This is a genomic window from Mariniflexile sp. HNIBRBA6329, from assembly GCF_043558645.1.
GTDB lineage: Bacteria > Bacteroidota > Bacteroidia > Flavobacteriales > Flavobacteriaceae > Mariniflexile.
In genome coordinates this window covers 468,409-484,703 of record NZ_JBIFXS010000003.1, presented here as the reverse complement: position 1 = coordinate 484,703, position 16,295 = coordinate 468,409, and the positions used below count along the sequence as shown (strand labels likewise).

Sequence of the window (16,295 nt, the reverse complement as noted above, 5' to 3'; positions counted from 1 at the left end):
CATTTTCACGGGGTTTACCGCCGAAAACTTGGACGGCGTATTATCTTCTATAATCCACTATATTTTACTGGGCACTGGCTGTTCCTTAGCGCAAAAACATTCGAATTAAAAGACTATATTGAAGTTGAGCTATTGCTTACAACAATTGGATATAGACAATTGTCTATATCCTACCAAAAGATACAATTGTCTATATCCACATTATAAGAACTAAGATAGTAAATCTTTTATTTCCATAAACGATCTATTTGCAACATGTGTGTAAATTTCTGTCGTTTTGGTAGAACTATGCCCTAACAATAGCTGAATATGTCTAATATCCGTTCCGTTTTCTAGGAGGTGCGTAGCAAAACTATGGCGTAACATGTGTGGTGTTACCTTTTTATGTATGCCAGCTTTTTTAGCAGCTTTGGAAATAATGTTCAAAACACTGGTAACGCTATATTTAATCCCTTTTTGTCCTTCAAAAAGATACTTTTCAGGGCGGTATTGTTTATAATAGGTTTGCAGATCCTTCAATATACTAGGGCTTAATATAGAAATTCGGTCTTTATTGCCTTTTGCATTTTTTATGATGACAACCATCCTTTTACTATCTATGTCCGTAACATTAAGGTTCAATAGCTCGGATCTTCTAAGCCCAGAAGAGTATAATAGCCCTACAATGCATTTGTGCTTTATGTTATTGGTATTGTTTATGATTTTAACGATTTCTTCTTTAGATAACACTTCTGGCAATTGTTTTTCTTTCCTAGGTCTTTCAATGGAATAAAACCGATTGGGCATACCATGTACAATCTCATAGAAGAACTTTATACTGTTAACGGCTAAATTAACATAAGAATTTGACCTGCCTTCCTGTATAAGTTTTTGCAAATATTTTCTAACATCAATTTCATTTAAATTCATGGGGTCGATGTCGTAATAATAATTGATAAAAGCTTCGAAGCATGCCACATAGTTGCGGACCGTGTTGCTTGAATATCTCTTTAGTTCCAGTTTGAGCAGGTATTCTTCGGGACAAGGCTTAAACCCATCCTTTGGTTTTCTGTTTCTGTAGTGTTCTAGATCAAGAACAGGGTTGTCTTCATTTATTACTTTTTCCGTAAAGAAATAATTGCCATTGATCCAAGCTACTCCATGAAATGTTTTAAATATTAGTTCTAGGTTATTCTTATTGTTGGCAACATAGAACATTCCAAATTCTTGACTCCAAGAAACATTTGGAAGTGTATCAACAAGTGCTTGAACGACCTTGTCAGTAGAGAACTGAAGTCCTATACACTTTTTTTGTTCAACAAGTAAATGCTTCAAGGTAATGTTCTTCTGTAGTGCCATAAATTTTTTATTGACTAATTTAAAGTATATAAATGATTTAGTCGTATCTTATTCGAATAGGATACGCATAAAATTCACTTAATATTAATGTTATGAGATTTTACAAGGAATGTTTGCACTGTAATAAAGAATTGATAGGGCGAAGGGATAAAAAATTTTGTGACCCACAATGTAAAAGTGCATACCAATACCAACAGGCACAGGAACAACCAGAGCGTTTTTACAATAGGGTAGATAACCAGCTGAAATTAAACAGGAGATTATTGAAGTATTTCAATAAAGCAGGAAAAGCCACAATAAGAACGGAGCAACTAAATTCGGAAGGGTTTAACCCGAACTATTTTACCCATTATTGGAAAAATGGTAAAGGGGATGTTTACTTGTTTGTGTATGAATATGGGTTTTTAAAAAGAGTGGAGAATACTATTGAAAAATACGTTTTAATACAATGGCAGGGCTATATGGAAAAATAGTTTTTGCTTGATTTATGGTTTTATATTTTCCGTTTAAATGATTGCACTCATGGTGTGATTTTTGTGGGTTTGTGGGTGCCATTTTAACCCCTAGATAAATATTTAGTTTAATTGGGGTATTTTTTACTACCAAAACCCACACCAAAAGATGCTTTTTGGGTGTGGGTGCTTTTGGTTATAGGAGATATAAAGTTTTTTTATTTCAGCATATTCAATATATGAATGAGTAATCAGATAAGTATTATACGGTGTGGTCGTATAATATTTGTTTTTTTACCAAACACCCGTAAAAGGTGCGGCATTGGTTTTTTTGGGTGTGGGTGCTTTTGGTTATAGGAGATATAAAGTTTTTTTATTTCAGCATGTTCAATATATGTATGAGTAATCAGATAAGTATTATACGGTGTGGTTGTATAATGTTTGTCTTTTTACCAAACACCCGTAAAAGGTGTGGTATTGGTTTTTTTGGTGTGGGTGATGTTGGTTATAGAAGATATAAAGTTTTTTTATTATAGTATATTCATTATGTGAATAAGTAATCAGATAAGTATTACACGGTGTGGTTGTATAATGTTTGTCTTTTTACCAAACACCCTTAAAAGGTGCGACGTTGGTGTTTTTGGGTGTGGGTGCTGTTGGTTATAGAAGATATAAAGTTTTTTTATTATAGTATATTCATTATGTGAATGAGTAGTCAGATAAGTATTATACGGTGTGGTTGTATAATGTTTGTCTTTTTACCAAACACCCGTAAAAGGTTCGGTGTTGGTTTTTTGGGTGTGGGTGCTGTTGGGTTATAGCTGGTGCGATTTTTGTACTTTGGTTAACGTATAGTTGTTTTACTAAATTGGCTTGGATGAAATGCTACACCGTACTTTTTTTGTGTTTTAGTACATCAATTAGAAACTTGCGATTATAATTAAATAATGGGACTGAAAGATTGTTGATTTAAAAAGTGAAATGCTATAACATTATCAAAAAAAATATTATAAGTTTAAAATGTATCTAAAATGTATCTTGATTATTTTTTACTGTATTAAATATTTGTAATACAGGTAATTAAGTTTGAAAAATACTTGATTACGGCTCAAGAGGTTACTGGTTTGAATCCAGTCGAGGTCACTAGTGTTTATAAAGGTTTCAAGAGATTGAAGCCTTTTTTTGTTTTAGTGATTTGTTTAAAAGTTGTGCTTTTTTCTAAATTAATCATTTTTAATAGTCTTAAAAATAATATTTTTAAGTTATAGGTTCAATCCAATGCATTTTTTGTTACAAACCATCTCCAACCAATAATAGCCATCTGAAGTTTGGTGGCTTTGGCTAAATCTAATCGTTGTTTAGAATAACTTGGTAAAACCGTTTTGTTAAGCTTTGCTAAAAATTTGAATATTTGCTTCTTCATATTACAAAAATACTAAACTTAGATAGAATTTTATTTTAAGGAAATGTACATTGGTTTTTCGTATATCTGCTCTCTTACATTAAGTTCGGTTAAAGTTTTGATAAGAGTTATAAAAAATGAAAGTACTGTAGAAGTGTTTTCTTTAGATGGTGGAAAATTGAAAACCTTTATAATAAATGTCAATTCTGAAATAGATTTGGATGTATCAAGCGGTATGTATTTACTTTATGTGAATTATGAAGGCAACACCAAAGCACATAAACTAGTGGTTAATTAGTTTTACAATTAAATAAGACCTCACAGGTTTTTAAAACCTGTGAGGTCTTATGTTCTAAAAGGAAATCACTTCTTTTTGGTTGTTACTTCCACCACACCGTTTTTTCCTTTGTCTCCATATTTTTTGGTGGCTTCCTCTCCTTTTAAAATGAGAATATCTTTTATGCTTTCTTCTAGTTTGCTTCCTTTTTTTATACCATCGATTTTTGTTTCTTTTCCATCAACAACATAAAGTGCGTTTTTAGGAATTGTTGACCTTGCTTTTAATTTTCTTGAAATTGAATCAAAATCTTTATTAACTATAAATTTGGTTTCCCATTTTTGTCTTTTTGTGGTAATTAAAACAACACCGTCTTTACCTTTATCACCATATAATCTTGTAGCATTATCGTCTTTTATAACTTCTACTTTTTCAATGGTATTTGGGTCTATAGAATTCATGCCATCTTTGGTTATTTCCTTTCCATCTACAATAAATAAAGGCTCTTTGTCTCCAGATGTAACAATCTTTACTTTAGACTTGCTTTCAGTATGAAAACTAACTTTCTTATCTTCATCTGAAACCCAATTTAAACCAACTCTTTTTTTAGAAGGCTGTGAATTAGAAGGGTGAAAACTTATAGTATCTGATACGGCGTTTTTTCCAACGGTTATCTTCCAAGTTTTTAAATTGTTGCCTGAATTTTTATTATGTTTAATGGTGTCTCCATTTTTTATTATAATTTCTTCTTTTACAATAGAATCATCATCGTCGTCAGAGGAAATTACAATTACCTTTTTTTCAGGGCCTGAATGAACAACTTTATCTTCACCATCATCTTCTTCATCAGAAATAATAACCACATGTTTTTCTTTCATCATGTTGCCATTGCCTATAGAGATATCATTATTGTTCAAGCTTATTTTTATAGGACTTATTGCCTCATCTCCATCAATGCTATAATTGGCATTTGAAGATTTTGAAGTTACTTCAATTTTAATAGCAGTAATTTCATTCTTATTATTACGCTTTATGCCCTTAAATTTTGCGGTATAACCTTCGTGTTTTAGTTCTTTTTGTAGATTTTCTAAATCGGCTTCAGTAAATTCCTTAGAAATTATAACTTCTACCACATCATGCTCCATGGAAGCCTCAGCAGAAGGTTTTTGCTGTTCAACATAAACTTCTTCCGTATTAAAACTCATGAGAAATACAGCAAGAAGCGGCATAACAAAAGCATACTTAATGAAATTGATTTTTTTTGATTTTGATTTGTGTAACATAACGATTCGTTTTTTGATTAATGAATTATAAAAAGGATTACTTAAAGCCATTTGATGAGATGGCATGCTTGTTTTAAGTAAGGTATATTGGTAACTTTTTTTGCAGTCGGTTTTGGTTGCAGCAATGTTATCGGCAATAAATTCCAGGTTTTGCTTTAAGTCTTTGTTATATAACCTTATAAAAGGATTAAACCAAAGCACAATACAAGCAAGGTGGGTTAATAAAATATCAAGAGAATGAAACTGTTTGGCATGCACTTTTTCATGGGTAATAATTTGCTCCAGTTCGCTGCTGCTAAATTGTTCAGGGTTGTAAACAATCCATTTGAAAAATGAAAATGGCGATATTTTATGCGCTGTTTTAATATATCTAAAACCACCTATTTTTTCAGCTTTATTTTTAAAAATCACGAGAGCTAAAGAAGCAAATTGGATTATAAATCGAACAGAAAAAAACAAAACACCCAAACCATAAGCTACAGGTAAATAATCTAAAATATTAAATGGTTTTTCAATGTTTTCGGCTGTTGGTACAGTTTCAAAAACATAATTGGAAAAATCTATAGGGGTAGCTTCAACATAAATAGGAATCACTAAAAAAGGTAGTAAAAACGCAGTAATTAAGCCCATTAACAAAAACCATCTGTTTTGCTCAAAAAAGGTTTCCCGCTGCAAGAATATCTTATAGCTTAAATAAAAAATGGCTACAATGGCGCTTACTTTTAGTAGATATTCCATAGTTACTTGTCTTTTTCAATTAAGGCAATTATTTCTTTTAAATCGGCTACACTTATCTTTTCTTCCTTTGCAAAAAAGGACACCACGTTTTTATACGAATTATTAAAATAGTTATCAATGGCTAAGGTCATAAAGCGTTTTTTGTAATCTTCCTTACTCACAATAGGGTAGTATTGGTGGGTTTTTCCATAGGCATTATAGCTCACATAGCCTTTATCTTCAAGGTTTCTAATAATAGTAGAAAGCGTGTTATAGTGCGGTTTTTCATCTTTAATTTCAGCCAAAACATCTTTTACAAAAGCCTTTTCAAGCTTCCATAATATGTGCATAATTTCCTCTTCTTTGTTTGTTAACTTTTCCATATAATTTTTTTTGGGCGTTACCACAAGGGTCGGGTTTTTCGCTGCAAGTCCTCGCTCGTACCTCGCTGTGGGCTTTCCGCTGCAACCCCTAACGCAATACAAACCTATAACTATTTTTATAGTTATACAACTAAATATATAGTTATTTAACTAAAAATTAAGTTTTCAAAAAACTTTTAACTTCACACTTTTAACTTTTAACTTTCATTTATCTTCGCAAAAAATAAAAAATATGAGTATAGTTTGGGTTGTTTTAGGATTTACATTATTGGTAGTAGGAGGTGAGTTTCTTGTTAGGTCTTCGGTAGCGCTTTCGTTTAAATTCAATATATCTAAAATGGTGATTGGTATGACGGTGGTATCGTTTGCAACATCGGCCCCCGAGCTATTGGTAAGTCTGCAAGCAGCATTGTCGGGTTCTCCTGCTATAGCCATTAACAATGTGATAGGTTCTAATATAGCCAATATTGGTTTGGTATTGGGGGTTACAGCCATGGTAAGTACCATTGCAGTCGATAAATCTTTTTACAGACTCAATTGGCCAGTTATGATGGTGTTTTCAATCGTGTTATATTATTTTCTTAAAAATGATAATGTACTTTCTGCTTTCGAGGGTACTATACTATTTTTAGGTCTTGTGTTGTTTTTGGTTATTTTGATAAGAAGCACCAAAAGCGATGCTGTAGTTGAAGAAGTAGATGAAACCTTAGCAGTTGTTTCAAATTTTAAAATAGGTACTTGGTTATTAATAGGTGCTACCTCTTTGTATTTTGGAAGTGAGTGGTTGGTAGATGGTGCCAAAGCTATAGCATTATCTGTTGGAGTAAGCGAAGCGGTAATTGGTGTATCTTTAATTGCTATAGGAACCAGTGTTCCAGAATTAGCGGCATCTATAATTGCGGCTGCAAAACAGGAAAAAGCTATTTCTTTAGGGAATTTAATTGGTTCTAATATATTTAATATCGCATCGGTTTTAGGTTTAACGGCTATTATTAAGCCCATTCCTGTTACCGAACCATTGATATTAACCAGCGATATTTTCTGGATGCTAGGTTTTGCTTTTGTATTGTTTCCTTTAGTGATGTTGCGTAAAAAGTTTGAAATAAACCGTGTAAAAGGCTTCTTCTTGGTTTTTGTTTATGGAATTTTTATGTTTCTGCTTTTTACCGCTGGAAAATAACTTAACGAATTGAATTGTTTGAATAAAAAAATGGGCTTGCAAATTGCAAACCCATTTTTTTTATGAATATGTATTTCAAATTAAATCTTAGCAGACTTAACAGTCTTAACAATTCTTGCTGCAATTTTGTATGGGTCACCGTTTGAAGCAGGACGTCTGTCTTCTAACCAACCTTTCCAGCCTTTGTTAACAGTAATTAATGGGATACGGATTGAAGCACCACGATCTGAAACTCCATAAGAGAAATCGTTAATTGAAGCAGTTTCGTGTTTACCAGTTAAACGTTGGTCGTTAAACTCACCATAAACCTCAATATGTTCTTTTACTACAGGACGGAAAGCTTCACATATTTTCTCGTAAACTTCTTTAGAACCACAAGTTCTTAAAGTTGTATTAGAGAAGTTTGCGTGCATACCAGAACCATTCCAATCCATATCTTTTCCAAGTGGTTTAGGGTGGTATTCAATGTAGTAACCGTATTTTTCAGTCAATCTGTCCAATAAATATCTAGCAATCCAAAGTTCGTCACCAGCTAATTTTGCACCTTTAGCAAACAATTGGAATTCCCATTGTCCACAAGCAACTTCTTGATTAATTCCTTCAAAGTTTAACCCAGCTTGAATACATAAATCTGCATGCTCTTCAACTAAATCTCTACCATGAGTATTCAATCCACCAACCGAACAGTAGTACATACCTTGTGGTTTTGGATAACCTCCAACAGGGAAACCAAGTGGTAATTGTGTTGCAGTGTCCATTATAAAATATTCTTGCTCAAAACCAAACCAGAAATCATCATTGTCGTCATCAATAGTAGCTCTTCCGTTAGATACGTGAGGTGTTCCATCAGCATTCATAACTTCAGTCATTACTAAATAACCATTGATACGCTCTGGATCTGGATAAATAGCTACAGGCACTAATAAACAGTCTGAAGATCCACCTTCTGCTTGTCTTGTAGAAGACCCGTCAAAAGACCAATTTCCTATTTCTTCAAGAGTTCCTTTAAAGTTTTCATGTTCTTCTACTTTGGTTTTGCTTCTCATGTTTTGAGTTGGGTAATAACCATCTAACCAAATGTATTCTAATTTAATTTTTGCCATAATTTTTTATAATGAGAAATTAATAATGTTTCAACAAATATATATTTTTATTAAGATACTTCATATTTACAGGGGTATTAATGTGAAAACATAAGTTATTTTTATTTATACCCTATTTTTTTAAGGCATCTATTAAAAAAAGCATATTTTTTTATATAAAAAATGAAAAATTCTTAACACTAAGAAAACATATACTTTATGTTATATTTACGATATTATTACTTTTGTAAAAAAAATCAATAACTTAATTATATAAAGCCAATGTCTACTTTAAGATTTCATGCTGTAAAAGAATCTCTTGCCAATAAACCCGTTTTGGTTGAAGAGAAAGAGCGCCGTTCGGATTTGTTTGGAAAAAACGTTTTTAACGAAAACACCATGCGTCAATATCTAACAAAGGATGCGTTTGTTGGAGTTATGAATGCGATTCAATTTGGTAAAAAAATTGATAGAAATATTGCAGACCAAGTATCGTCTTCCATGAAAGATTGGGCATTGTCTAAAGGTGTAACGCATTATACGCATTGGTTTCAACCTTTAACAGGAACTACGGCCGAAAAGCATGATGCCTTTTTTGAAACCATAGGAAATGGTATGGCTATTGAAAAATTTGGTGGCAGTCAATTAGTACAACAAGAACCGGATGCATCTAGTTTTCCTAGTGGGGGCATTAGGAATACGTTTGAAGCTAGAGGCTATACCGCTTGGGATCCCACATCACCCGCATTTATTTATGGTACAACGCTTTGTATACCAACAATTTTTGTGGCTTATACGGGTGAAGCTTTGGATTATAAAACACCATTATTAAGAGCGTTAAATGCAGTTGACAATGCTGCTACCGATGTTTGTAAATATTTTGATAAAAACGTAAAAAAAGTAACCTCGTCTTTAGGTTGGGAACAAGAATACTTTTTAATTGATAAAGCCTTGGCAGCTAGTAGGCCTGATATTTCTTTAACCGGAAGAACCCTTTTAGGACATTCTTCTGCAAAAGGGCAACAGCTAGACGATCATTATTTCGGCTCCATTCCAAACAGGGCATTGAATTTTATGCGCGAGTTGGAAACCGAATGTATGCTTTTGGGTATTCCGGCAAAAACTAGGCATAACGAAGTGGCTCCTAATCAATTTGAATTGGCGCCTATTTTTGAGGAAGCTAATTTGGCTGTGGACCATAACTCCTTATTAATGGATATTATGGGACGTATTGCTTCCCGACATAATTTCAAAGTATTGTTTCACGAAAAACCTTTTGCTGGTATCAATGGTTCGGGGAAACATAATAACTGGTCGCTTTCAACCGATACAGGTGTGAATTTATTAGCCCCAGGAAAAACCCCGATGAGCAATCTGCAATTCTTGACTTTTTTCATAAACACTATCAAAGCGGTTCGTGAAAATGAAGAATTGTTGAGGGCTTCCATAGCATCGGCAAGTAACGATCATAGATTGGGTGCTAACGAAGCGCCTCCGGCAATCATGTCGGTATTCATTGGTCAGCAACTTACCAAAGTTTTAGAAGAGTTAGAAGGTGTTACCAAAGGTAAGTTATCGCCCGAAGAAAAAACTGAATTAAAACTAAACGTAGTTGGTAAAATTCCTGATGTTTTATTGGATAATACCGATAGAAATAGAACATCGCCTTTTGCATTCACGGGTAATAAATTCGAGTTCAGGGCCGTTGGGTCTTTGGCAAATTGCGGAAACCCAATGACGGTTTTAAATACTATTGTAGCGAAACAATTAATAGATTTTAAAAAGGAAGTAGACCTTTTAATTGATAAAAAAGGACTTAAAAAAGACGAAGCTGTTTTTAATGTATTAAGGGAATATATTAAATCCACCAAAGCCATTTTGTTTGAAGGCAACGGTTATGGAAAAGCATGGGAAGACGAAGCAAAAAAACGTGGTTTAAGTAACAACAAAAGCACGCCAGAAGCCTTAAAAGCTAAAATTTCAAAAAAGTCAATCGCATTGTTTGAAGATATGAATGTGATGAGCAAAACTGAATCTGAAGCACGCTACGAAATCGAAATGGAAGCCTATATCATGCACATTCAAATAGAAGGTCGTGTGTTGGGTGATATTGCACGCAACCACATTGTGCCAACTGCTGTAAAATATCAAAACATCTTAATCGAAAACGTAAAAGGCCTAAAGGAGATTTTTGAAGAAAATTATAAGGCTGTATCGCAAGAACAAATAAATTTAATTGAAGAAATATCTGGTCATATTAAAGGCATAAACGCCACCGTTACTAAAATGACAAACGAACGCAGAAAAGCAAATGCCATTGAAAATATTGAAGAAAAAGCACAAGCATACTGCGATCAAGTAAAACCCTTGTTCGACGATATTCGTAAACATTGTGATAAGTTAGAGCTTTTGGTTGACGACGAAATTTGGCCATTGACAAAATACCGCGAACTCTTATTCACAAGATAAATTTGGGCGTTACCCTGTTGGGTCGGGTTTGTAGTTTGCCCTGAGTGTAGACGAAGGGTTGCAGGTCCTTGCTTCTGTGTCGCTGTGGACTTTCTACTACAACTCCTAGCGCAACCCAATAACAAGACTAGTAACAATTTATAAAATCCCGTTGTAAAAAGCGGGATTTTTTAATTCAAAAAATTAACTTTGCAGCTCAATACAATACTATGGGTCAAGAAGTTTCTAAACGCTATGCGCAACGTGGCGTTTCCGCATCAAAAGAAGATGTTCACAATGCCATCAAAAATATAGATAAAGGATTGTTTCCAAAAGCATTCTGTAAAATAGTTCCAGATTATTTAACAAATGATGACGATTATTGTTTAATCATGCATGCCGATGGCGCAGGAACAAAATCGTCCCTTGCATATATGTATTGGAAAGAAACTGGAGACATTTCCGTTTGGAAAGGCATAGCACAAGATGCCTTAATAATGAATATAGACGATTTGTTGTGTGTGGGAGCAACCGATAATATCATGCTGTCTTCAACTATCGGAAGAAATAAAAATTTAATCCCTGGTGAAGTCCTTTCAGCAATTATAAACGGAACTGAAGAATTAATTTCAGAGTTAAAAAATTTCGGTGTTACCATTCATTCTACTGGTGGTGAAACTGCCGATGTGGGCGATTTGGTGCGTACCATTATAGTTGATTCGACCGTGACAGCACGAATGAAACGTACAGATGTTATTGACAACGCCAACATTAAAGCAGGTGATGTTATTGTAGGTTTAGAAAGTTTTGGACAAGCTTCTTACGAAAAAGGATATAATGGAGGTATGGGTAGTAATGGATTAACATCGGCGCGTCACGATGTTTTTAATACCTATTTAGCGGATAAATACCCTGAGAGTTTTGATGCTTCGGTGCCAGAAGATTTGGTGTATTCCGGTAATGTAAAACTTACTGATACCGTAAAAGATTCTCCAATAGACGCTGGTAAATTGGTGTTATCGCCAACGCGTACCTATGCACCCATCATAAAGAAGATTTTATCTGAATATAAAAGTGACAAAATACATGGTATGGTGCATTGCTCGGGCGGAGCGCAAACTAAAATTCTTCATTTTGTTGGTCAATTCCATATTGTAAAAGATAACATGTTCTCAATTCCTCCACTTTTCAAATTGATTCAAGAACAATCAAAAACCGATTGGAAAGAAATGTATCAAGTATTTAATTGTGGTCATAGGATGGAATTATATGTGTCTCCAGAAATTGCAGAAAACATTATTAAAATATCTCAATCTTTCAACGTAAATGCTAAAATAATAGGTCGCGTTGAAGCATCAAAAACAAAAAAACTTACAATAAAAAGTGAGTTTGGGGAGTTTACTTATTAAATTTTATCTTTTTTCATTAAAACGGAATGATTATTGATAAAAAGCGTAATTTATTAAACCAACCTAAAACAATCATGAGGAACGTTTTATTTATAATTGTTTGTTTATTTTTTCAATTTGTACAAGCGCAACCCGATACCTTATTTTTAAGAGCAAAAAAGCAAAAATACGATGGTCCGGAATGGGTTCAAAAGAACAAAGCTTCGGTAAATTTAAGTGAAGTAGCTTTTGTTAACTGGAATTCTGGAGGTAGTAATTCTATTTCTGGACTTTTAGGATTGGAATCTTCAGCTAATTATACCGATAAGTTTTTTTCATGGAGAAATAATGCCTTGGTTCGTTATGGTGTTAATAAGCAGGAGGATAGAGAGTTAAGGAAAACCGATGATTTGTTTGAGTTAAATTCTGATATTGGTTTTAAACCGGACAGTATTTCTAATTGGTATTATTCCGCAAAACTAAATTTCAGGACACAATTAGCGAATGGTTATAAGTATCCAGATAAAGATACTCCAATTTCTAGATTGATGGCGCCTGGTTATTTATTTTTTGGTGGCGGTATGGAATATGGAAAAAATATCGACAAAATGTCCTTTTACTTATCTCCATTAACACTAAAAGCAACATTTGTATTGGATGAAGATTTGGCAAATGCAGGTAAATTTGGTGTAACGCCTGCAGTGCTTGATAGTGAAGGGAATGTTGTGGTTCCTGGCGAGCGTGTTAGAAAAGAATTAGGTGTTTTAATTAACAATAGCTACGAGATGGAAGTGGCAGCAAATATTAAAGTAAAGCACCAGGTAAGTCTTTATTCCGATTATGTACATAATTTTGGAAATGTAGATGTAGATTGGAGGGTCGATTTCGATTTTAAAGTGAATAGTTTTGTGAAAGCAACACTTGGCTCGCATTTACGATACGATGATGATGTAAAAACCACAAAGCCTTCGGCTATAGAAGGTGAATTAGATGAAGCTGGGGCGAAAGTCCAGTGGAAACAGTTTTTGGGAATTGGTTTTGCTGTAGATTTTTAATTGTTTCAGATTTAATTTGGTTTAAAAAATTTGTTAACTTTTTTATGTTGATAAATTTTTAATACGCTGATTTTTAAGTTTTTATGTTGTTTTTGTTGTAAACTTTATGATTTTATCATGTTTTAGGTTGAAATTATTTCGTTACTTTATGGTGTTATTAGTAATTGCCATAAACAAAAACAAAAATGAATCAAGAAGTCGCCAAAAAACTGCCTAAAACCTATTCCCAAGAAGAAGCTTTCAATGCTTCCTTAAGCTATTTCAATCAAGACGATCTTGCTGCTCGTGTATGGTTAAATAAATATGCCTTAAAAGATTCAGAAGGCAATATTTATGAGTTAACGCCAAACAATATGCACCGTCGTATTGCTAAGGAATTAGCAAGAGTTGAAAATAAATATGCCAATCCACTTTCAGAGGATCAGATTTTCGATTTAATTAAAGATTTTAAATACATTGTTCCTCAAGGTAGTCCAATGGCGGGAATTGGGAATCCGTACCAAATTGCTTCGCTTTCTAATTGTTTTGTAATAGGTAATTCTGGTGATTCTGATTCCTATGGTGGTATCATGAAAATAGACCAAGAGCAGGTGCAACTTATGAAGCGTCGTGGTGGTGTTGGTCATGATTTGTCGCATATTCGCCCTAAAGGTTCTCCAGTTAAAAATTCAGCCTTAACTTCTACGGGCATCGTGCCTTTTATGGAGCGCTATTCGAATTCTACAAGAGAAGTGGCGCAAGATGGTAGAAGAGGGGCACTTATGCTATCGGTATCCATCAATCATCCAGATTCAGAAGATTTTATCAATGCGAAGTTGGAACAAGGTAAAGTCACTGGTGCCAATGTATCGGTTCGAATAGATGATGCGTTTATGCAAGCTGTTAAAAATAATACCGAATACACTCAAAAGTACCCGATTTTTAGTAACCAACCTAAAGTATCAAAAACCATTGATGCCAATGCGTTGTGGAAAAAAATTGTGTATAATGCATGGAAATCAGCCGAACCTGGAATTTTGTTTTGGGACACCATTATTAATGAATCGGTGCCCGATTGTTATGCTGATTTAGGTTATAAAACCGTATCAACCAACCCATGTGGTGAAATTCCCTTGTGTCCTTACGATTCATGTAGATTGTTAGCGATCAACTTATTTTCATATGTTGAAAATCCATTTACTGAAAAGGCTAGTTTCAATTTCGAATTATTCAAAAAGCATGTAGCGGCAGCACAACGTATTATGGATGATATCATCGATTTGGAACTGGAAAAAATTGATAATATTCTTCTTAAAATAAATGAAGATCCGGAATTGGATGACGTAAAAGCAACCGAGCGCAATTTATGGATTAATATAAAAAAGAAAGCCGAAGAAGGTAGAAGAACGGGTGTTGGTATTACGGCTGAAGGCGATATGTTGGCAGCCTTGGGTATTAAATATGGTAGTGAAGCAGGTAATGCATTTTCGTTGGAAGTGCATAAAACTATAGCTATTGAAGCCTATAGAGGCTCGGTGCATTTGGCAAAAGAGCGTGGTGCGTTTTTGGTTTTTGATGCAGAACGAGAAAAAAACAATCCGTTTATTCAACGTTTAAAAGAAGCCGATAGCAAACTGTATTACGAAATGTTGGAATACGGTAGAAGAAACATTGCTTTGTTAACTATTGCTCCTACAGGAACCACGAGTTTAATGACGCAAACAACATCTGGAATAGAACCTGTGTTTTTACCAGTTTATAAGCGCAGAAGAAAAGTAAACCCAAACGACAAAGAAGCGCGTGTAGATTTTGTAGATGAATTGGGCGATTCTTGGGAAGAATACGTGGTGTTTCATCATCGTTTTAAACAATGGATGGAAGTAAACGGTATTGATACTTCTAAAAATTATTCACAAAAGGAAATTGATAAACTCATCAAAAAATCACCTTATCACAAAGCAACATCCAACGATGTGGATTGGATGAGTAAGGTGAGTATGCAAGGTGCTATTCAAAAATGGGTAGATCATTCTATAAGCGTTACTATTAATTTACCAAACGATGCTACCGAGGAATTGGTAGGGTCCTTATATCTAAAAGCATGGGAAGTAGGCTGTAAAGGTGTTACCGTTTATAGAGATGGTTCGCGTTCTGGTGTGTTGATTTCAAATGAAGAAAAAGAAGAAAGTCCAGAAGCTTCATTAACACCATTTCCAATAAAGCGTCCACAGACTTTAGAAGCCGATGTGGTACGTTTTCAAAACAGTAAGGAAAAATGGATTGCATTTATAGGTTTGATCGAAGGCAGACCTTATGAGATTTTTACGGGGTTGGCCGATGATGAAGATGGTATTTTAATTCCACGATGGGTAAACCAAGGAGCTATAATAAAAAACAGGAATGAAGATGGATCATCTCGTTATGATTTTCAATATAAAAACATCCGAGGTTATAAAACCACTATTGAAGGCTTGTCGCATAAATTCAATCCAGAGTTTTGGAACTATGCCAAACTTATTTCAAGTACGCTTCGCCATGGTATGCCTATAGATAAAATTGTCGATTTAATTAACAGTTTGCAATTGGATAGTGCCTCTATCAACACATGGAAAAACGGGGTGGGTCGTGCTTTAAAGCGCTATGTGGAAGATGGTACGCAAGCCAAAGGTTACGAATGCGATAATTGTAAATCTGAAAACTTAATATACCAAGAAGGTTGCTTAACCTGTAAGGATTGTGGATCTTCTAAATGTGGATAATGTGTTTTTTATTGAATTTTTGTTAAGTTAAGAATCGAATTAATTGTCATTGTAAAGTCCAGTCGATTAACAAAAAAACCTGTAAAATACTGATTTTACAGGTTTTTTTTGTGGAGTCGCCGAGATTCGAACTCGGGTCCAAACAAGTAACCAAAGGGCTTTCTACACGTTTATTCTTTTCTTGGGTTTTCGACTGCAACCTGGTTAAAGACAACCTAGTTACAACTTAGCTTCTTTAGTTTCAAAAGCAAATCAAAGCACTTTGCTTTCTATATTGACATTTACGATGCCTCAAAAAGGAACGCCGTCAATCAAGGCTTTCCGGAGACATAAAGCTTGTACACCTTGTGTACCTAGGCTAATCTTACTATAAATTCAGATTATGCAGCTAAAGCGTAGTTATTCTCGCCGTTTAAAGTTCGATTTAGTCTTTAAGGTGTTTCAAAATCATTGCACCACGTGCTTACCGTCCAATTAATCTCGCTGTCAAAACCAGTCGACCCCATTTTAATGAAATAGTAAATTTTTATTTTTAGCGTTACCCACTTTTGC

12 protein-coding genes and 1 other RNA gene are annotated in these 16,295 nt (G+C 34.2%); 7 read left to right on the top strand and 6 right to left on the bottom strand.

The genetic code is table 11. The features are described 5' to 3' along the window. Positions 1-210: 210 nt before the first annotated feature. Positions 211-1,338: a site-specific tyrosine recombinase/integron integrase gene (xerA, locus tag ACGK9U_RS06580; protein ID WP_394465567.1), complete on the bottom strand. Its 1,128-nt coding sequence runs from the start codon at positions 1,336-1,338 to the stop codon at positions 211-213. Between the two features lie 92 nt (positions 1,339-1,430). Between xerA and ACGK9U_RS06575 the strand changes: the two genes are divergently transcribed. Then, positions 1,431-1,811 (top strand): hypothetical protein, encoded by a 381-nt coding sequence (locus ACGK9U_RS06575; protein WP_394465566.1) that lies wholly within the window; start codon positions 1,431-1,433, stop codon positions 1,809-1,811. Between the two features lie 1,249 nt (positions 1,812-3,060). Here the strand turns inward: ACGK9U_RS06575 and ACGK9U_RS06570 are convergent. Further along, positions 3,061-3,213, bottom strand: a complete 153-nt coding sequence (locus ACGK9U_RS06570; RefSeq protein WP_394465565.1) for an SsrA-binding protein — start codon at positions 3,211-3,213, stop codon at positions 3,061-3,063. Positions 3,214-3,310: 97 nt separating this feature from the next. Between ACGK9U_RS06570 and ACGK9U_RS06565 the strand changes: the two genes are divergently transcribed. Continuing rightward, complete coding sequence (locus ACGK9U_RS06565; RefSeq protein WP_394465564.1) at positions 3,311-3,490, top strand: T9SS type A sorting domain-containing protein; 180 nt, start codon at positions 3,311-3,313, stop codon at positions 3,488-3,490. 65 nt (positions 3,491-3,555) lie between these two features. Here the strand turns inward: ACGK9U_RS06565 and ACGK9U_RS06560 are convergent, their stop codons facing one another. Then, the gene (locus ACGK9U_RS06560; RefSeq protein WP_394465563.1) at positions 3,556-5,490 is read right to left on the bottom strand and encodes a M56 family metallopeptidase; all 1,935 of its coding nucleotides are present in this window, start codon (positions 5,488-5,490) and stop codon (positions 3,556-3,558) included. 2 nt (positions 5,491-5,492) lie between these two features. Then, complete coding sequence (locus ACGK9U_RS06555) at positions 5,493-5,852, bottom strand: BlaI/MecI/CopY family transcriptional regulator (RefSeq protein WP_209656990.1); 360 nt, start codon at positions 5,850-5,852, stop codon at positions 5,493-5,495. 232 nt (positions 5,853-6,084) lie between these two features. On the opposite strand from ACGK9U_RS06555, the gene ACGK9U_RS06550 reads away from it, so the two are divergent. Beyond that, a complete protein-coding gene (locus ACGK9U_RS06550) occupies positions 6,085-7,032 on the top strand; it encodes a calcium/sodium antiporter (RefSeq protein ID WP_394465562.1) in 948 nt (315 codons plus the stop codon). Positions 7,033-7,112: 80 nt separating this feature from the next. Here ACGK9U_RS06550 and ACGK9U_RS06545 read toward each other — a convergent pair whose 3' ends face one another. Then, a complete protein-coding gene (locus tag ACGK9U_RS06545) occupies positions 7,113-8,135 on the bottom strand; it encodes a glutamine synthetase beta-grasp domain-containing protein (protein ID WP_394465561.1) in 1,023 nt (340 codons plus the stop codon). A gap of 261 nt (positions 8,136-8,396) precedes the next feature. On the opposite strand from ACGK9U_RS06545, the gene ACGK9U_RS06540 reads away from it, so the two are divergent. The 4 genes from ACGK9U_RS06540 to ACGK9U_RS06525 all read left to right on the top strand — a co-directional run bounded on the left by ACGK9U_RS06540 (position 8,397) and on the right by ACGK9U_RS06525 (position 15,743). Then, positions 8,397-10,583 carry a glutamine synthetase III gene (locus ACGK9U_RS06540; RefSeq protein WP_394465560.1) on the top strand — a complete coding sequence of 729 codons (2,187 nt, stop codon included), beginning with the start codon at positions 8,397-8,399 and terminating at the stop codon, positions 10,581-10,583. A gap of 209 nt (positions 10,584-10,792) precedes the next feature. Next, positions 10,793-11,971: an AIR synthase related protein gene (locus ACGK9U_RS06535; protein WP_394465559.1), complete on the top strand. Its 1,179-nt coding sequence runs from the start codon at positions 10,793-10,795 to the stop codon at positions 11,969-11,971. Positions 11,972-12,045: 74 nt separating this feature from the next. Next, the gene (locus tag ACGK9U_RS06530) at positions 12,046-13,005 is read left to right on the top strand and encodes a DUF3078 domain-containing protein (RefSeq protein WP_394465558.1); all 960 of its coding nucleotides are present in this window, start codon (positions 12,046-12,048) and stop codon (positions 13,003-13,005) included. 185 nt (positions 13,006-13,190) lie between these two features. Next, positions 13,191-15,743, top strand: coding sequence for an adenosylcobalamin-dependent ribonucleoside-diphosphate reductase (locus ACGK9U_RS06525; protein WP_394465557.1), 2,553 nt, complete (start codon positions 13,191-13,193; stop codon positions 15,741-15,743). Between the two features lie 108 nt (positions 15,744-15,851). Here the strand turns inward: ACGK9U_RS06525 and ssrA are convergent. After that, positions 15,852-16,247: a transfer-messenger RNA gene (gene ssrA, locus ACGK9U_RS06520) on the bottom strand. Positions 16,248-16,295 lie beyond the last annotated feature (48 nt).

Bases quoted from the DNA above. Each gene is read 5' to 3' on its own strand.
- ACGK9U_RS06525 (WP_394465557.1), top strand. From the start codon at position 13,191: ATGAATCAAGAAGTCGCCAAAAAACTGCCTAAAACCTATTCCCAAGAA.
- ACGK9U_RS06575 (WP_394465566.1), top strand. From the start codon at position 1,431: ATGAGATTTTACAAGGAATGTTTGCACTGTAATAAAGAATTGATAGGG.
- ACGK9U_RS06560 (WP_394465563.1), bottom strand. From the start codon at position 5,490: ATGGAATATCTACTAAAAGTAAGCGCCATTGTAGCCATTTTTTATTTA.
- ACGK9U_RS06570 (WP_394465565.1), bottom strand. From the start codon at position 3,213: ATGAAGAAGCAAATATTCAAATTTTTAGCAAAGCTTAACAAAACGGTT.
- xerA (WP_394465567.1), bottom strand. From the start codon at position 1,338: ATGGCACTACAGAAGAACATTACCTTGAAGCATTTACTTGTTGAACAA.
- ACGK9U_RS06555 (WP_209656990.1), bottom strand. From the start codon at position 5,852: ATGGAAAAGTTAACAAACAAAGAAGAGGAAATTATGCACATATTATGG.
- ACGK9U_RS06550 (WP_394465562.1), top strand. From the start codon at position 6,085: ATGAGTATAGTTTGGGTTGTTTTAGGATTTACATTATTGGTAGTAGGA.
- ACGK9U_RS06535 (WP_394465559.1), top strand. From the start codon at position 10,793: ATGGGTCAAGAAGTTTCTAAACGCTATGCGCAACGTGGCGTTTCCGCA.
- ACGK9U_RS06545 (WP_394465561.1), bottom strand. From the start codon at position 8,135: ATGGCAAAAATTAAATTAGAATACATTTGGTTAGATGGTTATTACCCA.
- ACGK9U_RS06540 (WP_394465560.1), top strand. From the start codon at position 8,397: ATGTCTACTTTAAGATTTCATGCTGTAAAAGAATCTCTTGCCAATAAA.
- ACGK9U_RS06530 (WP_394465558.1), top strand. From the start codon at position 12,046: ATGAGGAACGTTTTATTTATAATTGTTTGTTTATTTTTTCAATTTGTA.